The sequence below is a fragment of the Pseudomonas arvensis genome (genome assembly GCF_056688935.1).
Genome location: NZ_CP162038.1, coordinates 3,101,296 through 3,118,579 on the forward strand (window position 1 = coordinate 3,101,296; position 17,284 = coordinate 3,118,579).

15 protein-coding genes are annotated in these 17,284 nt (G+C 62.3%); 11 read left to right on the forward strand and 4 right to left on the reverse strand.

Annotated elements, in window-relative coordinates; all coding sequences use genetic code 11:
• Positions 1-16 precede the first annotated feature (16 nt).
• The 7 genes from rhmD (at position 17) to AB3G88_RS13870 (ending at position 6,619) form a co-directional block, all read left to right on the forward strand.
• Entirely contained in the window at positions 17-1,201 is a 1,185-nt protein-coding gene (gene rhmD, locus AB3G88_RS13840; protein WP_112195436.1) for an L-rhamnonate dehydratase, read from the forward strand.
• A gap of 10 nt (positions 1,202-1,211) precedes the next feature.
• Positions 1,212-2,012, forward strand: a complete 801-nt coding sequence (locus tag AB3G88_RS13845; protein ID WP_112195438.1) for an aldolase/citrate lyase family protein — start codon at positions 1,212-1,214, stop codon at positions 2,010-2,012.
• 10 nt (positions 2,013-2,022) lie between these two features.
• The gene (aldA, locus tag AB3G88_RS13850; RefSeq protein ID WP_480454388.1) at positions 2,023-3,456 is read left to right on the forward strand and encodes an aldehyde dehydrogenase; all 1,434 of its coding nucleotides are present in this window, start codon (positions 2,023-2,025) and stop codon (positions 3,454-3,456) included.
• A gap of 69 nt (positions 3,457-3,525) precedes the next feature.
• Positions 3,526-4,401 carry an amidohydrolase family protein gene (locus tag AB3G88_RS13855; protein ID WP_480454389.1) on the forward strand — a complete coding sequence of 292 codons (876 nt, stop codon included), beginning with the start codon at positions 3,526-3,528 and terminating at the stop codon, positions 4,399-4,401.
• Positions 4,401-4,721 (forward strand): L-rhamnose mutarotase, encoded by a 321-nt coding sequence (gene rhaM / locus AB3G88_RS13860; RefSeq protein WP_480454390.1) that lies wholly within the window; start codon positions 4,401-4,403, stop codon positions 4,719-4,721. Before AB3G88_RS13855 ends, rhaM begins: the two co-directional genes overlap by 1 nt.
• A 40-nt stretch (positions 4,722-4,761) precedes the next feature.
• Complete coding sequence (gene rhaT, locus AB3G88_RS13865; RefSeq protein WP_099583148.1) at positions 4,762-5,820, forward strand: L-rhamnose/proton symporter RhaT; 1,059 nt, start codon at positions 4,762-4,764, stop codon at positions 5,818-5,820.
• Between the two features lie 28 nt (positions 5,821-5,848).
• Positions 5,849-6,619, forward strand: a complete 771-nt coding sequence (locus tag AB3G88_RS13870; RefSeq protein ID WP_480454392.1) for an L-rhamnose 1-dehydrogenase Lra1 — start codon at positions 5,849-5,851, stop codon at positions 6,617-6,619.
• Positions 6,620-6,685: 66 nt separating this feature from the next.
• Here the strand turns inward: AB3G88_RS13870 and AB3G88_RS13875 are convergent, their stop codons facing one another.
• Positions 6,686-8,131: a mechanosensitive ion channel domain-containing protein gene (locus tag AB3G88_RS13875; protein WP_480454393.1), complete on the reverse strand. Its 1,446-nt coding sequence runs from the start codon at positions 8,129-8,131 to the stop codon at positions 6,686-6,688.
• 211 nt (positions 8,132-8,342) lie between these two features.
• Here AB3G88_RS13875 and AB3G88_RS13880 point away from each other — a divergent pair, with 211 nt between their 5' ends.
• Complete coding sequence (locus AB3G88_RS13880) at positions 8,343-9,140, forward strand: EamA family transporter (protein WP_099583151.1); 798 nt, start codon at positions 8,343-8,345, stop codon at positions 9,138-9,140.
• A gap of 65 nt (positions 9,141-9,205) precedes the next feature.
• Here the strand turns inward: AB3G88_RS13880 and AB3G88_RS13885 are convergent, their stop codons facing one another.
• On the reverse strand, positions 9,206-10,072 hold the full coding sequence (locus tag AB3G88_RS13885) for a pirin family protein (RefSeq protein ID WP_191948040.1): 867 nt from the start codon (positions 10,070-10,072) through the stop codon (positions 9,206-9,208).
• A gap of 180 nt (positions 10,073-10,252) precedes the next feature.
• Between AB3G88_RS13885 and AB3G88_RS13890 the strand changes: the two genes are divergently transcribed.
• Both AB3G88_RS13890 and AB3G88_RS13895 read left to right on the forward strand, forming a co-directional pair.
• Entirely contained in the window at positions 10,253-10,996 is a 744-nt protein-coding gene (locus AB3G88_RS13890; protein WP_480454395.1) for a response regulator, read from the forward strand.
• Positions 10,997-11,016: 20 nt separating this feature from the next.
• Positions 11,017-12,336 (forward strand): ATP-binding protein, encoded by a 1,320-nt coding sequence (locus tag AB3G88_RS13895; RefSeq protein ID WP_178075313.1) that lies wholly within the window; start codon positions 11,017-11,019, stop codon positions 12,334-12,336.
• On the opposite strand, the gene AB3G88_RS13900 is transcribed toward AB3G88_RS13895, so the two are convergent.
• Positions 12,333-14,270, reverse strand: coding sequence for a TonB-dependent receptor domain-containing protein (locus tag AB3G88_RS13900; RefSeq protein ID WP_480454396.1), 1,938 nt, complete (start codon positions 14,268-14,270; stop codon positions 12,333-12,335). The genes AB3G88_RS13895 and AB3G88_RS13900 overlap by 4 nt on opposite strands.
• A gap of 591 nt (positions 14,271-14,861) precedes the next feature.
• Positions 14,862-16,073 (reverse strand): multidrug effflux MFS transporter, encoded by a 1,212-nt coding sequence (locus tag AB3G88_RS13905; RefSeq protein WP_480454398.1) that lies wholly within the window; start codon positions 16,071-16,073, stop codon positions 14,862-14,864.
• A 102-nt stretch (positions 16,074-16,175) separates the two neighbouring features.
• Between AB3G88_RS13905 and AB3G88_RS13910 the strand changes: the two genes are divergently transcribed.
• On the forward strand, positions 16,176-17,282 hold the full coding sequence (locus tag AB3G88_RS13910) for an efflux RND transporter periplasmic adaptor subunit (RefSeq protein ID WP_480454400.1): 1,107 nt from the start codon (positions 16,176-16,178) through the stop codon (positions 17,280-17,282).
• Positions 17,283-17,284: the final 2 nt, after the last annotated feature.

Sequence of the window (17,284 nt, forward strand, 5' to 3'; positions counted from 1 at the left end):
CGCCAGGAGTCTTACCATGGGTCATCTCACTATCAAACACGTGCGCGCCTTTGTATTGCGAGGCGGCGGTGCCGATTACCACGATCAGGCCGACGGCCACTGGATCGACGATCACATCTGCACACCCATGAGCAAATACCCCGAGTACCGCCAGAGCCGCCGCAGTTTCGGCATCAACGTGCTCGGCACGCTGGTGGTGGAGATCGAAGCCAGCGACGGCACCGTCGGGTTTGCTGTGACCACCGGCGGCGAACCGGCGGCGTATATCGTCGAAAAGCACCTGGCGCGCTTTATCGAAGGTGCCCGCGTCACCGATATCGAAAAGATCTGGGACCAGATGTACCAGTCCACCCTCTACTACGGCCGCAAAGGCTTGGTGATCAACACCATTTCCGGCGTCGACCTGGCGCTGTGGGACTTGCTCGGCAAGATCCGCCAGGAGCCAGTGCACCAACTGCTCGGCGGTGCGGTACGTGACGAATTGCAGTTCTACGCCACCGGCGCCCGCCCGGACCTGGCCCAGAAGATGGGCTTTATCGGCGGCAAGATGCCCCTGCACCACGGCCCCAGCGAAGGCGAAGAAGGCCTGCGCAAAAACCTCGAACAATTGGCCGACATGCGCGAGCGGGTCGGCCCGGACTTCTGGCTGATGCTCGACTGCTGGATGAGCCTGGACCTCAACTACGCCACCAAACTGGCGATCGGCGCCCATGAACACGGGCTCAAGTGGATCGAAGAAGCCCTGAGCCCGGACGATTACTGGGGCTACGCGGCCCTGCGCAACAACGTGCCCAAGGGCATGCTGGTGACCACTGGCGAACACGAAGCCACCCGCTGGGGTTTCCGCATGCTGCTGGAAATGGGCTGCTGCGACATTATCCAGCCGGATGTTGGCTGGTGCGGTGGCCTCACTGAATTGGTGAAAATTTCGGCCCTGGCCGACGCCCACAACGCGATGGTCGTGCCCCACGGCTCGTCGGTGTACAGCTACCACTTTGTCGCCACGCGGCAAAACAGCCCGTTCGCCGAATTCCTGATGATGGCGCCGAAGGCCGATGAAGTGGTGCCGATGTTCCACCCGCAACTGCTCGGCGAACCGGTGCCAATCAATGGCCGCATGCGCCTGTCGGTGCTCGACAAGCCCGGCTTCGGCGTTGACCTGAACCCGGATTGCCAACTGCACCGTCCGTATAACCGCTAAGGAACCTGCCATGAACATGCCCCGCAATGGCTTCAAGGCCGCCCTGGCGCACGACGCCACCCAGTACGGCATCTGGGCCGGTTTCGCCACCGGCTACGCCGCCGAGATCGTCGCAGGCCTGGGTTACGACTGGATGCTGATCGACGGCGAACACGCGCCCAACACCGTGCCCAGCGTACTCAACCAATTGCAGACAGTGGCGCCCTACGCCACCGCGCCGGTGGTGCGTGCGGTGAATGGCGACGCCAGCCTGATCAAGCAACTGCTCGACGTCGGCGCCCAGACGCTGATGATCCCTATGGTCGAAACCGCCGAACAGGCCCAGGCCCTGGTGCGCGCCATGCGTTACCCGCCCCACGGCATCCGCGGCGTCGGCGGCGGTTTGACCCGCGCCACCCGCTGGGATGGTGTGGCGAACTACCTGCAAACCGCCCACGAAGAGCTGTGCCTGATCGTGCAGGTGGAGTCGCGCCTGGGCGTGGAAAACGTCGCGGCGATTGCCGCTGTCGAAGGCGTGGATGCGGTATTTATCGGCCCCGCCGACTTGTCCATCGGCCTCGGCCACGCCGGCAACCCCGGCCACCCCGAGGTGCAGGAGCGCATCCGGCACGCGGTGGACGCCACCCTCGCCGCCGGCAAGGTCTGCGGCATCCTGGCGCCCAACGAAGACGACGCACGCCGCTACCAGGCCTGGGGTTGCCGCTTTATCGCCGTGGCCATCGACATCAGCCTGCTGCGCCAGAGCGCCCTGGCCACCCTCGCCCGCTATCGCCCGGTTACCGACGCGAAAGCGCCGTCGCGCACTTACTAAGGAGCTGCCCATGTCATCCGTTCCCGTGTACCAGAACTTCATCAATGGCCGCTTCGTCTCCAGCGAAGCCCATCTCGATGTGCTCAACCCGGCCACCGGCGCCTTGCTGTCCAAGGTGCCCGCCTCCACCGGCGCTGACGTCGACCAGGCCCTCGCCGCTGCACGGGGTGCGCAAAAAGAGTGGGCGCGCAAACCGGCCATCGAACGCGCCGGGCACCTGCGCCGTATCGCCGCCAAGCTGCGAGAAAACGTCGCGCACCTGGCCCGCACCATCACCCTGGAACAGGGCAAGGTCAGCGGGCTGGCCGAAGTCGAAGTGAACTTCACCGCCGACTACCTCGACTACATGGCCGAATGGGCGCGCCGCATCGAAGGCGAGATCATCACCAGCGACCGGCCCAACGAAAACATCTTCCTGTTCCGCAAACCCTTGGGCGTAGTGGCGGGCATCCTTCCGTGGAATTTTCCGTTCTTTTTGATCGCACGCAAAATGCCCCCGGCGCTGCTCACCGGCAACACCATCGTGATCAAGCCCAGCGAAGAAACCCCGAACAACTGCTTTGAATTCGCCAAACTGGTGGCCGAGACCGACCTGCCCGCCGGCGTGTTCAATGTGGTCTGCGGTGATGGCCAGGTCGGCGGTGCACTCACCGCTCACAAAGGCGTGGACATGATCAGCTTCACCGGTAGCGTTGCCACTGGCTCACGCATCATGGCCGCCGCCGCGCCGAACATTACCAAGCTCAACCTGGAGCTGGGCGGCAAGGCGCCGGCCATTGTGCTGGCAGATGCCGACCTGGACCTGGCCGTCAAAGCCATCCGCGACTCGCGCATCATCAACACCGGGCAAGTGTGCAACTGCGCCGAGCGGGTGTATGTGGAGCGCAAGGTTGCGGATCAGTTTATCGAGCGCATCAGCGCGGCCATGTCGGCCACGCGCTACGGTGATCCGCTGGCCATGGCCGATGCGGAAATGGGCCCGCTGATCAACCGCCAGGGCCTGGACAACGTCAATCGCAAGGTGCGCACCGCGTTGAGCCAGGGCGCCACGCTGGTCAGCGGCGGGCAGATCGCTGACCTTGGCGCGGGCTTTCACTTCCAGCCGACGGTTTTGGCCGGCTGCCGCGCCGACATGGAGATCATGCGCGAAGAGATCTTCGGCCCGGTGCTGCCGATCCAGATCGTCGACGACCTCGACGAAGCCATCGCCCTGGCCAATGACTGTGACTACGGCCTGACCTCGTCGATCTACACCCGCGACCTGGGCAAGGCCATGCACGCGGTGCGCGAGATCGACTTTGGCGAAACCTACGTCAACCGCGAAAACTTCGAGGCCATGCAGGGTTTCCATGCTGGCGTGCGTAAGTCCGGGATCGGCGGAGCCGATGGTAAGCACGGCCTCTATGAATACACCCATACCCATGTGGTGTACCTGCAGAGCTGAGGTGGTGAAATGGGCCGGTGCGCGGTAGCGTGCTGGCCGTTCCTGACAGAGTCCCACAAGGATTGCGCAATGCCCCAGACGCTCTATACCGGCCCTATCATCGATAGTCATCTGCACCTGTTCGATCCGCGTCGCCCCCAGGGCATCCCGTGGCCCGAGCCGGGCAACCGCTTGTATGCCGCGCATTTACCCCTCGATTACTGGACCGTCGCCAGCTCGCACAATGTGGTCGGCGCCATCGCGGTGGAAGCCAGCCCATGGCGCGACGACAACCGCTGGATCCTCGAAACCCTGCGCAGCGACCCGCGCATGCTCGGGTTTGTCGGCAACCTGGACCCGCTGCACGCCGACTTCGCCGCCGACCTCGCTGCACTGGTGCAAGAGCCACTGTTCCTCGGCCTGCGCTACGGCAACCTGTGGGACCGCGACCTGCTGCTGGATCAGACGCGCCCCGGTTTTATCAACGGCCTGCGCCAACTGGCCGCCAGCGGGCGCAGCCTGGACAGTGCCAACCCGAACCCGCGTTTGATCAAGGGATTGTTGAAGCTCAGCGATGCACTGCCCGAGCTGCGCATCATCGTCGACCATTTGCCCAATGCCCAAGTGCCGGCCGGTGAAGAGGCCGCTTATCACGCCGACCTGCTGCGCCTGGCGGAGCGGCCGAATGTATTCGCCAAACTCGCGGAAATCCCCCAGGTCGGCCCGCACGGCCTGATCGTCGACACCGCGTTCTACAACGACCGGTTGTCGGTGTTGTGGGAAGCGTTTGGCGACGAGCGCTGTTTCTTCGGCAGCGACTGGCCCAACAGCGATCACCTGGCGGATTTCGCCACCACGCTGGGGCTCGTAAAAAGCTGTTTGGCGCACAAACCCGAAGCCGTGCAGGCGCAGTTTTTCCTGCACAACGCAGTGCGCATCTACACCCCGACCCATGGAGCGCAGTGATGCAGACCCGTGCCTTTCGCATGAACCTCAACCCCGGGCAGGCCGATGAATATCGCCGGCGTCACGACGAGATCTGGCCCGAACTGGCCCAGGCGTTGTTGGACGCGGGTGTGGTGGACTATCGGATTTTCCTCGACGAACCGGCCAACGCGCTGTTCGCCGTGCTGACCCATGAAGACGCCCACGGCCTGGACGAACTGCCCGGCACGGCACTGATGCGACGCTGGTGGAGCTACATGCAGGACATCATGCCCAGCCATGCGGACGCCTCGCCGGCCAGCGTCGATTTGCTGCCCATGTTCCACCTGTCCCGGCCCTGAACCCACCGATGCACAACAACAATAAAAAGGATTCGACTTCGTGGAAATCATTCTCCTTGGTGTGATTCTGCACTTTATCGGCGGCTTCGCCTCCGGCAGTTTCTACATCCCCTACAAGAAGGTCCGCGGCTGGGCCTGGGAAAGTTATTGGATCACTGGCGGCCTGGTGTCCTGGCTGATCGTGCCGTTGATCGCGGCGCAACTGACGGTGCCGGGCTGGGTAGACATCCTGCGCAACGCCGACACCAGCACCCTGCTGTGGACCTATCTGTTCGGCGTGTTGTGGGGCATCGGCGGGCTGACCTTCGGCTTGACCATGCGCTACCTCGGGCTGTCCCTGGGCATGTCGCTGATCATGGGCCTGACCTCGGCCCTCGGCGCGCTGATGCCGGCGCTGTACCGCGACCTGTTCACCGATGCCACCGAAGGCACCCTGACTTCGATGCTGGCCTCTCAGGGCGGGCACTGGGTGTTGTGGGGCGTGGCGGTGTCGCTGGTGGGTATTGCGGTGTGCGGCAAGGCTGGGCTGATCAAGGAACGGGAAGTGTCCGAGGCGGTGAAGTTCGCCAGTGTCAGCGAGTTTTCCCTGGGCAAGGGCATGCTGGTGGCGGTGATTTCCGGGGTGCTCAGTGCGTGTTTCAGCTACGGCATTTCTGCCGGCCGCCCGCTGGCCGCTGCGGCTGTGGAGCACGGCGCCAACAGCCTGTTCCAGAACAACGTGACCTTTATGGTGATCATGTGGGGCGGGCTGACCACCAACGGCATCTGGTGCCTGTGGCTGAACTGGCGCAACCGCAGCTTCCATAACTATTTCGATCGCAGCACGCCATTGCTGGGCAATTACCTGTTGGTGGCCATCGCCGGCACGCTGTGGTTTCTGCAATTCTTTTTCTACGGCATGGGCGAAAGCCGCCTGCAGAACGACGCCAGTTCGTGGGTGCTGCACATGTCATTCATCATCATCGTGTCCAACTGCTGGGGCCTGTATTTCCGCGAATGGCACGGCACCAGCGCCGCCAACAAAGGCGTGCTGGTGGCCGGTATCGCAGTGATCCTCGGGGCCATCGCCATGGTCGGTTACGGTAATTACCTCGGCTGACGCCGCCTATTTTTGAAGGAGTGTTTTTATGTTGCTTGCAGACAAAACCGTGATCATCACCGGCGCCTCCCGTGGCATCGGCCGCGCCGCCGCCCGTGAATGTGCACGCCAGGGCGCCCGCGTGGTGATCGGCCACAGTGGCAGCGACCAGGGTAGCGAGGCGGCGTATTCGCTGATCGAAGAGATCAAGGCGTTTGGCGGTGCGGCCATCGAAGTGGGTGGCGATGCCGCCGACCCGGACACCGGCGACAAGCTGGTGGCTGGCGCGGTGAAGGCGTTCGGCAGCGTCGACGTGTTCGTCAACAACGCCGGGATCTGCCCGTTCCACTCGTTCCTCGACATGCCGCGCGAGGTCTACCTGAAAACCGTCAACACCAACCTCAACGGCGCCTACTTCGCCGTGCAGGCGGCGGCCAACCAGATGAAAAACCAGGGCCGTGGCGGCGCGATCATCGCGGTCAGCTCCATCAGCGCGCTGGTCGGCGGCGGCATGCAAACCCACTACACGCCAACCAAGGCCGGGCTGCATTCGTTGATGCAGTCCTGCGCCATTGCACTCGGGCCCTATGGCATTCGTTGCAACTCGGTACTACCGGGGACCATCGCCACCGACATCAACAAGGACGATCTGGCCGACGAGGAAAAACTCGCCTACATGACCTCGCGTACGCCGTTGGGGCGGTTGGGTGAGCCGGATGATGTGGCTGGGCCGATTGTGTTCCTGGCTTCGGATATGGCGCGCTACGTCACCGGCGCTTCGTTGCTCGTCGATGGCGGCCTCTATGTGAACCTGCAGTAACCCCCGCTCTCCCTCAAACATCACAGTCCCTTCCCACAGGGGATCTCTGTGTGCCTGTGCGGTCTGTCAAAGACCGCGCTTGCGCAGCCACTGTAAAAAGCCCTTCTTGACCGGCACCACCGGCGCGTCCTGGGTCAGGGCCTGGGCCGCGTGCAAGCGGAAGTCCAGCAGGGTTTTCATGGCGTCGGCGATGTCGTGTCGTGCGTCAAGGCACGGCGTCAGGTATTCCTTTTCAATGCGGTACAGGGTGCAGAACGTCTTGGCGGTGAAGTCCGCCAACGCGGCCTGATCGGTCAAAATCCCCGCTTCGCCGATGACCTCTCCAGGGCCCATGCGCCCGGCCTCGAAGGTATGACCGCCTTTGATCAGCATCACCGACACCACACCCGACTCCACGATAAACAAATGATCGCTGACCTCCCCCGCCGGCAAAATCATCTCGCCGGACCGGTAACTGTGCAGGGTCATGTTCTGGCTGAAGGTGTCTTTTTCCTCCTGGCGCAGGGTCGAGAAAATCGAAGAACTGTCCAGCAACGCCCGTGCTCGGGAAGTTGGCACCGGGGTCGCGCTTTCGCCAGCAGACAGCAGGCTCACACCCGCCGCTTGCAGGTGCCGGAACGCCAGGTCGTAGAGTTGGTTGCGCACTTCGCGCTTGAGGGGCATGGCCGGGACGAAGCCGCTGATTTCATACTCCACGCCACCGCTCACGGAAGTCTTGAACGCCACACTCGGCGCGGGCTTGGCCAACAACGGCCGGCACCCCTGCATGGCACGCTCCAGCGCTTCGATCACCGTTTGCGGCCGCGCATGGGGGCTGACCTGCAAGCTGACTGCCAGGCCGAACATGTCCGCCGGGCGCGAGAAGTTGATGATCTTGGCCTTCGCCGCCAGGGAGTTGGGAATCACCGCCATGCTGCCCTGGGAGGTTTGCAGGCGCGTGGCGCGCCAGTCGATATCGGTGACCCGGCCTTCGGTGCCGTCGATGGAAATCCAGTCATCCAGTTGATAGGGCTTGGTGGTGTTGAGCACGATCCCGGAAAACACATCGCTCAACGTGCTTTGCAACGCCAGGCCGACAATGATCGCCACCGCGCCGGACGTCGCAAGCACGCCTTTGACTGGCAAGTCGAGCACGTAGGCCAGCGCCGCGATGATCGCAATCAGGAAAATCACCGCGCCCATCAAATCCTGCAACAACCGCCCGGTATGCCCGACCCGCTGCATCATCAACGCCCCGAGCAACACCGTCAGCGTACGCGCAGCGAACAACCACCAACCAATCTGCAACGCCGTGGCAGCCATGTGCAACGCGGTGTTGTCGGCATAGGGCGCGACGAGCATGGGATTCATGCCGTCGTTGAACAGCACGGCACTGAAGACAGCGAAGATCACCAACCGCGCCGCGAGTTTCCAATTGGCGAGGTTGGCGGAGATAAGCCGCCACACGGCGATGTCGATGAGGATCAGCGCCAGGGCGCAGAGCATCGGGTGATCGGAGATAAATGAGGGCATCCAGGCGACTCCAGGGCGAATGACGGGAAGATCGCATGAAATGGGGGTGGCGGGTATAGGGCGCGAAAAAAAACTCAAGCCCCCCAAACTCCCTTCCCCTTTCTGCAAAAAAGCACAGGAAAAGAACTACATACTTTTGGGAAGTGAGGGGTTTGATGTAGACCCAATCCGGCAAGAAGCTGACAACGGATGACCGACAGGTAGCACTGACATGCAGAAAACACAGCAAGAAAGTCGCCAGACTTCTGCGTTAGCGATTATTTTATCTGCGCTGGCGAATGTTCTATTAGGGGCGTCGTCTGTTTACTGGAGAGCGCTTAACGACGTTTCGTCCCTCACGTTGGTTGCCTACAGAGTTTCGCTATCCACTTTAATTCTCGCTTTTTTGATTTTCACTTTTCGGCGATACAATCAAATAGAACGATACACGCTAAAGCTGATTCGGCTGCACTGCATCGCGTCGCTGCTTATCGCTATCAACTGGGGCGTTTTCATCTGGTCATCCATTAACGGATACATTCTGGAGAGCGGTCTCGGCTACCTGCTGGCGCCTATCATTTCAGTGACGCTGGGAACAATGATTTATCGCGAGCGAGTAAGCACGGGAAAAGCGCTGTTTACTTTTCTCGTATTTGGCTTGGTTGCCCTTCTCATGGTGCTGATCGACAACTTTAATCACGGGACATCTATATTGATTGCACTAACATGGGGACTCTACACGTACCTCAAGAAATCTACCTCTTTGGACGCGGCAAACGGATTATTCATAGAAACGCTTTTTCTAACAAGCTGCTTGGTACCCGCTATTTTCTTACTTGACTTGCCCATCACTCAACTCAGTGAATTGGGTACATTATCGAGCAATCTGATTTGGCTGGCAGGTGCGATATCAATCTTACCTTTGCTCATGTTTTCCTACTCCACCGGCAAAATCCCTCTATCCCTAACGGGATTTTTACAATTCCTGCTCCCCCTCACACTGATAGCAATTGCGTTGGTTTCCCCCTGAAGACGAAGCCCCATACATAAAGCCCACCGCAAAAACAATCTCGCCGTGGGCAATGCCACACTTCGTCAGGCGTGCATCCGCCCAAATTTACCCGACTGAAAATCCGCAAACGCCTGGTGAATTTCCTGCTCTGTATTCATCACAAAAGGACCATGGCCGACGATAGGCTCGTCAATCGGCTCGCCGCTGAGCAGCAGCACCATGGCGTTGTCATTGGCCTCCAGGACCAGTTGCGTGCCATCGCGCTCGAACAGTGCCAATTGGCCTTGGCGCGCAACCTCCTCGCCATTGACCAGCACGGTGCCGCGCAGGATTACCAGAGCGGTGTTGCGCCCGGCGTGCAGGTCCAGGGTCACTGGTTGGCCGGCGTTGAGGCGCAGGTCCCATACGTCGATCGGTGTGAAGGTCCGTGCGGGGCCTTGAGTGCCCGCGAATGCACCGGCGATCAGGCGCAGGTGCCCGGCGTCATTGGCCAGCGGCAGCACGGGGATGTCGCCGTCGACGATGGTCTGGTAACCGGCGTCGGCCATTTTGTCCTTGGCGGGCAAGTTGACCCACAGTTGCACCATCTCCAGCGCGCCGCCTTTGCGGGCAAACGCTTCGGAGTGGAACTCCTCGTGGAGAATGCCTTTTGCGGCGGTCATCCATTGCACATCGCCTGGGCCGATGGTGCCACCGGCGCCGGTGGAATCGCGGTGCTCGACTTCGCCGTCGTAGACGATGGTCACGGTTTCAAACCCTCGATGAGGGTGTTGGCCTACGCCGCGACGTTGTTCGGTAGGGGTAAATTCGGCCGGGCCGGCGTGGTCCAGCAGCAGGAATGGGCTGATGTGTTTGCCCAGGTTGTCGTAGGAAAACAGTGTGCGCACCGGGAAACCGTCGCCGACCCAATGGGCGCGAGGGCTGGTGTAGATGCCGATGAGTTTTTTCATGGTGATCCTCCAAAGTGCATACACCTTAAAACCGATAGCAATTGAGCGCTAGGCGGCTAAAACACCCTAGAGCGTCCTACTGATAGAACGGCATACCCGCAACTCGCCATAAAAACAGCGTTAATGATAATGACTCGTAGTAATATCCGCCCTCTCCCGCTCAACCTTCCGAGGGCTGCAATGCCGTTTGCCCCTGCGCCTGTCGCACCGCGCGTGCTGGTGGTGGATGACCACCGCAAAATCCGCGAACCCTTGGCCACTTATCTGCGTCGACACACCTTCGACGTGCGCACCGCCGAGGACGCGGCCGGCATGTGGCAATTGCTCAAGACCCAGGCGTTCGACGTGGTGGTGCTCGACGTGCTGCTGCCCGACGGTGATGGTTTCGAGCTGTGCAACCAACTGCATCGGCGCAGCAATACCCCCGTGATTCTGTTGACCGCCCGTGACACCGCCGCCGACCGCGTCCGAGGCCTGGACCTGGGCGCCGACGACTACGTGACCAAGCCCTTCGAACCCCGCGAACTGGTGGCACGCATCAACAGTGTGCTGCGCCGCCAAGGCCGCAACACCGGGCCCGCCGCGCCCGGCAGTGGCGCCCGCGCCTATCGGTTTGCCGGCTGGCAGTTCAGCGTGGCCAACGCCACCTTGCAGCGCGAGGCCTGCCCGGCGATCCAGCTCAGTACAGCGGAAAGCCGCCTGTTGCAGGTGTTCCTGACCCACCCCAACACCTTGCTGCCCCGCGAACGCTTGATCGACCTCACCGCCGCTGCCGACAGCGACGTGAGCGACCGCGCCATCGACCGCCAGGTCAGCCGCCTGCGCCGCAAACTGGCCCAGGGCGATGCCGCGCCGGACCTGCTGCGCACGATCTGGGGCGGCGGCTATCTGTTGGCGGCCGAGGTCAATGAATGTACGCCCTGAACCGGCTCTGGCCGCGCACCCTGGCGCGGCAATTGAGCCTGTTGTTATTGCTCGCATTGCTCGCCTCCAACGCTATCGCGATGTTGTTTCTGCAGCGCACCGGCAGCCTGATCCACCCGCTGTCACGCAGTTTCAGCCTGGAGCGCCTGGGAATTGCGCACCACACGGCAATCGACCTGACCTCAACGGAAACCGAACACCTGCTGGCCGGAATGAGCCATGACGACACGCGCTTCTGGATCGCCCCCACGCCGGAAGTGGCGCTATTTGAGCTGCGCCCGGAAGAACAGCGGCTGGCCAACGAACTGCGCCGCCACTTGCAACTGGACGACACGACCACCATCGGCATGCAGTTGGAACGCATCAGCGGCGCCGACGCCCGCACCCACGTATTCAGCCCCGCCGGTTGGGCACCGTTGCGCCTGCGCACCAGCGTGCCGCTGCCCAATGGCAACTACCTCAATGCCGTGCAGTACCCCGCCGGCGCCTATGAATGGGGCCGCGTGCTGGCCTACAGCCTGCCGGTGACGACGCTGCCGGTGCTGCTGATCGTGATGTTTTTCATCGCCCGCGTGGTGCGCCCGATCAAGACGTTGGCCCAGGCCACGGAGCGCGTCAGCCGGGGTGAATGGATCGCGCCTCTGCCGGAACGCGGCCCGCAGGAAGCCCGCGACCTTACAGCCGCCTTCAACACCATGCAGGCCAATCTTGCCCGGCATGTCGAAGGCCGCACGCGGATGCTTGCGGCGGTCAGCCACGACCTGAACACGCCGATCACCGAACTGCGCCTGCAAGTGGAATTGCTGGAGCCCGGCGACGTCCGGGATGACATGCTCGAAAGCCTTGCGGAGCTGAGTGCAATGGTGCGAGAAACCCTGAGTTTCGTGCGCGATGATGCAGTGCAGGAAGCGACCGCCACGCTATCGTTGAGCAGCCTGCTGGATGACCTGGCCAAGCGTTATCAGCGCCTGCGGCAACCCGTCAGTTGGGCCGGTGCGCCGCCCCTTATGCTGACGTGCCGCGCCCTGGCGCTCAAACGCGCCTTGACCAACCTGATCGACAACGCCCTGCACCATGCCGGCGATGCCCACCTGAGCCTGATCCGGGAAGACAACGGCTGGCTGCGCATCGAGATTCTCGACCACGGCCAAGGCCTGCCCGAGGACTGGCTGGATAAAGTCTTCGAACCCTTTGTGCAACGCGGCGTCAGCGACGGCGGTGTGGGGTTGGGCCTGGCGATTGCTCGGTCGTGCATCCAGGCCCATGGCGGCGAACTGGTGTTGCAGAATCGCCCACCGGCAGGCCTGTGCGCGGTGGTGCGATTGCCCGCAGCGCTTTAGAAGTTGTACGTGGCGCCCATCCACAAGGTGCGGCCATAGTTCACCGTGCCGTAGGTTTCATCGTCCAGCCGCTTGTCGGTGAGGTTGTTGAGGGAGGCGTTCAGGGTCAACGCATCGTTTACATCGTAGGAGCCGCCAAGGTCAGCCGTGGTGTAGCCCGGCGCCGGTTCGTCGGTAATGGTGTTGCCGGTTTCTTCGCCGTAGTAACTCAGCGACGCCCACGCCTGGGTGCGGTCGTTGATGCTCCACTCGGTGCGCAGATTGGCTTTTTGCTCCGGTGTGAGGGCCAGCGGCGCACCTTTGTTGGCGCCGCTTTTCTGCTCGGAATCGGTGTAGGTGTAGTTGGCCTTGAGCAGCACGCTCGGGCTGATATCCCATTGGCCGTTGAGTTCCACGCCCTGGATGATCGCCTTGTCGACGTTGACCCGTTCCATGATGGTGTAGCCGTTCCAGCGCCGATCGGTGGTGACGGTGGAGAGCTTGTCCTGGAAATCGTTGTAGAACAGCGTCACGCCGCCCGACAGGTCATCGCGGTTGCTCCACAGTGCGGAGACTTCGTAATTGGTGCTGGTTTCGGGCTTGAGATCGGGGTTGCCGAACATCACGAAGCGGTTGCGGCGCAAGTAAGCGTAATCCTCGACCACGGCGCGCAGTTCCGGCGCCTTGAAGCCACGGGCGATACCGCCCTTGAGCGTCCACTGGTCGGTGGCGCGCCACACGCCGTAGACCCGCGGGCTTAGATGCGCGCCGTACTCTTCGTGTTCATCCAGGCGCAGGCCGGTGGTCAAGGCAAAGCGGTCGGTGACTGACCATTCGTTTTCGGCGAACAGGGCTTTTTGCACCACCGAGAATTTATAGTCGACGCGGTCACCCAGGCCCTGGTTCCAGTCCGTCAGCTCGCTTTCATTCCATTGCACGCCGACGGTGCTGACATTATGGGCGGTGGGCACCACCAGCTTAGCGTCGAACACGGTGTTCTTGATCTCGGGTTTACGCCCGTAGATATCGGTTTGAGCCGGGGTGGCCTTGCCTTCGCGGGTCGAGGTTTCCTGGGACAGCGCAATGTCCGAGGTCGCCCAGCCCCAGCGGCCCTGGTGAGACAGGGACCAATGATCGCGGTTGTTTTCCTGCTCGCGGGTGGCCCAGTTGGCGCTCATCCCGTCGCCATTCTTCAGGCGCGTGGCGCCAGCTTCCAGCAGGATGTCGTGATCAATGGTCGGGGTGAAGGCCAGGCGCGCGGTGAGGTCGCGGTGGTCGGCCTGGCTGAAGCCGTTGGTCTGTTCGATGTCATCGTCGGCCTGGCGGTCGAGGTAACGGCCCCACACCTGCAAGCCGAGGAAATCCTCCTTGAGCGGACCGCTGAGGTAGAACTGGGTCTGGCGCGCATTGCCCTGGTCGCTGTGCTGGCGGGCCGAGTAGTCGTAGCCGATGGAGCCGCCCCAGGTCGGCGAGACCTTGCGCGTGATCACGTTGATCACCCCGCCGATCGCATCCGAGCCGTACAGCGACGACATCGGCCCGCGCACCACTTCGATCCGCTCGATGGCGGCGGCAGGCGGCACGAAGCTCTGCTCGTAGCCACTGTTGCCGTTGACCCGCGACTCCCTCGCGCTCTGGCGTTTGCCGTCGACCATGATCAGGGTGTAATCGGCGGGCATGCCACGGATGGAGATGTCGGTTTCATTCGCCCCGCCGTTGACCGTCACGCCTTCCACATCCCGCACCGCATCGCCCAGGTCGCGGTAGGACTTACGGCGCAGTGCCTCGCCGTCGATCACCGTAACCGAGGCCGGCGCGTCTTCCACGCTTTGGGCATAACCGGCGGCCGTCACCACCACATCGTTGAGTTCCAGGGCAACGGGTTCGTCGGCATGGGCGCTGAAACTGCCGGCAACCAGCATGACCAGGGGCGTAAAGCGAAAAGCAGCAAGCATGGGCGTGGACCTTAGGATTGGACTCAAAAGAGAATCGTAATCATCCAGCCCCGAATAACTTGGACAAAGTGTGACAACTGGTGCGGATTTCAGGGAGTTCCGTTTCGCCTATGTGGGAGGGGGCTTGCCCTAATGCCAGTCAGTTAAGGGCGAACACCGTACCTGTGGCGAGGGAGCTTGCTCCCGCTGGGCCGCGAAGCGGCCCCAAAAATGGGACTGCTGCGCAGTCCAACGGGAGCAAGCTCCCTCGCCACAGGTTACTTTTTGCCCTTTTATCTCTTAACTGACCGGCATTAGGGCTTGCCCCCGATAGCTATAGGTATCTACACAACTCTTAAAAGTTGACACATAACTCTGTGGTGAGCGGGCTTGCCCCGCGCTGGGTGGCGAAGCCGCCCCAAACCATGCGACCGGGTTCTGTCTGATACTGCGCGGTGTTTTTATTGGGGCGGCTTCGCCACCCAGCGCGGGGCAAGCCCGCTCACCACAGAAGCCCGCTCACCACAGAAGCGTGTTTGCCATAGATTCAGCATCCACTGGAAGTTGTGTAGATACCCGTGCCCCAATAGCGGTCGTTCAGCCTCGCCAAAACTAGGCATCTCCCACAAGCACCGGCGCCACACGCCGCTCACGCAATACGTGAAAAGCCACAAACGCCATCACCGCAAACCCCGCCTGGATCATGATCATCGGTGTAGCGCTGCCATCGCGCAGTTGACTCAGCAGCACGCCACTGCACGTGGCGCCGAACATTTGCGCAAAGCCCATCAACCCAGCCGCCAACCCGGCGCGGTGCGCGTTGGGCATCACCCCGCCCGTGACCGAGCCGGGCAACACCAAGCCGCCGCCGAGCGTGGCCAGGGCAATCGGAATATCCAGCCCCAACACCGACAAGCCAAACAGGCCATAAATCACCGCCGCCGACACCCCACCGAGCGCTACCAGCGTCACCCCCATCGACACAATCCGCTGCGGCCCCAGGCGCAGGATATTGCGCCGGGTATAGGTGGAACCGACGATCAGCATCGACACGATCACGCCAAAATTGATGCCGTACTCCAGGCTGCTAAAGCCCAGCAAGTTGATAAACACCGCCGATGAACCGGCAATCACCGCGAACATCGCGCCATAGGTGCATGCCAACGCCACGGCGAATGCACGGTATGGGCGGCCCTTGAGCAAATCCAGATACTGGCCGCCCAGCGTGCGCCAATGGCCGGCCTTCGGGTCCAGGTATGCGTTGCTTTCACGAAAGAACCGCAGCGCCAGCAACAACACCACACTGCCGATCACCAGTGCCAGCAAGATCGGCGCATGCCAGCCCAACAATTTGATCAGCAGACCGCCAACCATCGGCGCAACAACAATGGCGTAGAGCATGCCGATCATGGTCAGCGCCAGAGCCGGCCCCGCTTCGGCTTTCCATACATCGCGCACCACCGTGCGCGCCAACACCAGCGCTGCGCAGGCGCCAAGCCCCTGCAGCACGCGGGCGGCGATAAATTGATGCATGTCGCTGACCAGCAGCATCGACAAGGTCGCCAGCACAAACAGCAGCAACCCGCCGATCAACACCGGACGCCGACCAATGCGGTCCGACAAGGGCCCAAACACCAATTGCCCCAGGCCAAACGCCGCCACGAAGGCCGACAGCGCCATCAGTGCCGAGCCCGGCGGTGCGACCAGCGCCTGCTCGATGGCGCCGAGGCCGGGGATGATCAATTGGGTCGAGACTTCGCCGAGTGCCGTAAGGGCAACCAGTAGCAAGAGCAGGCTTCGCGACGGAACCGGGGCATTCGACATGAGGATTATCCGGGGGCTGGATTAATTTATATTTCAACCATAATATGCGTAAAAAATTATGTCCATAATTTTTTGCCCGATGGTCATCCCCTGGAGCCCGACATGAACCTTCTCCCGCTGCGCCTTCTCTCGCCCGTGGCTTTGCTGATGATCCTCAGCGGCTGCAACAGCCAGGCCGACCCCGCCGCCCAGGCGCCCCAACCACGACCGGTACTCGCCGCCAAGGTCGAAGCCGCCGGCACCCAACAAAGCGCCTACACCGGTGTGGTCGCGGCTCGTACGGAAAGCGACCTGGGCTTTCGCGTAGGTGGCAAGGTGATCGAGCGCAAGGTCGATCCCGGCCAGCATGTCTCCCGTGGCGACACCCTGTTGGTCCTGGATATCGGCGACTTCGAGCTGGCCCTGCGCTCGGCCAGGAACCGTGTCAATGCCGCCCAGGCGCAACTGCGCCAGCGCCGCGATGACGCCAACCGCTATCAGCGCCTGGCGAGTACCGGCGCCGTGTCGCGGCAGATCTTCGACCAGTCGGCGACCAACCTGCGCGTCGCCGAAGCCGAGTTGGCTGCGGCACAATCCGACGCCAGCCAGATCGAAAACCGCCGCACTTACTCGGTGCTCAAGGCCGACGGCGACGGCATCATCACCGACGTACGGGTCGACCCCGGCCAGGTAGTCGTCGAAGGCCAGATCGTTGCGCGCCTGGCCCGTGATGGTGCCCGCGAAGCCATCGTCAACCTGCCGGAAAACCAGCGCGAACAGGCCTCGCAAAAAGCCCTGGCCTTCCCGTTCGGCGCGCCTGATCAAGCCGTAGCGGCCACCTTGCGCGAACTCTCCGCCAGCGCCGACCCCACCACCCGCACCTACCGCGCGCGTTATGTGTTGCGCGGCGCCGTCGACCGCTTCGCCCTCGGTTCGACCATTACGGTGCGCCTGCAAGGTAATGGCCAGGCACAACAGACCCGCGTCCCCATCGGCGCATTGCACGATGCAGGGCAAGGCACCGGGGTATGGGTGATCGGCGCGGATAACACAGTCACTTTCTCGCCGGTCAGCGTCGCCAGCCTCGGCCAGGAAGATGCCCTGCTCAACAGCGGCGTGAGCCCCGGCACCGTCATCGTCGCCCTCGGCGCGCACCTGCTGCACAGCGGCGATGCGGTACGCCTGCTGCCCGCCCAGGCATTGGCCCTCAACCGCAAACAGGACCAATGAAC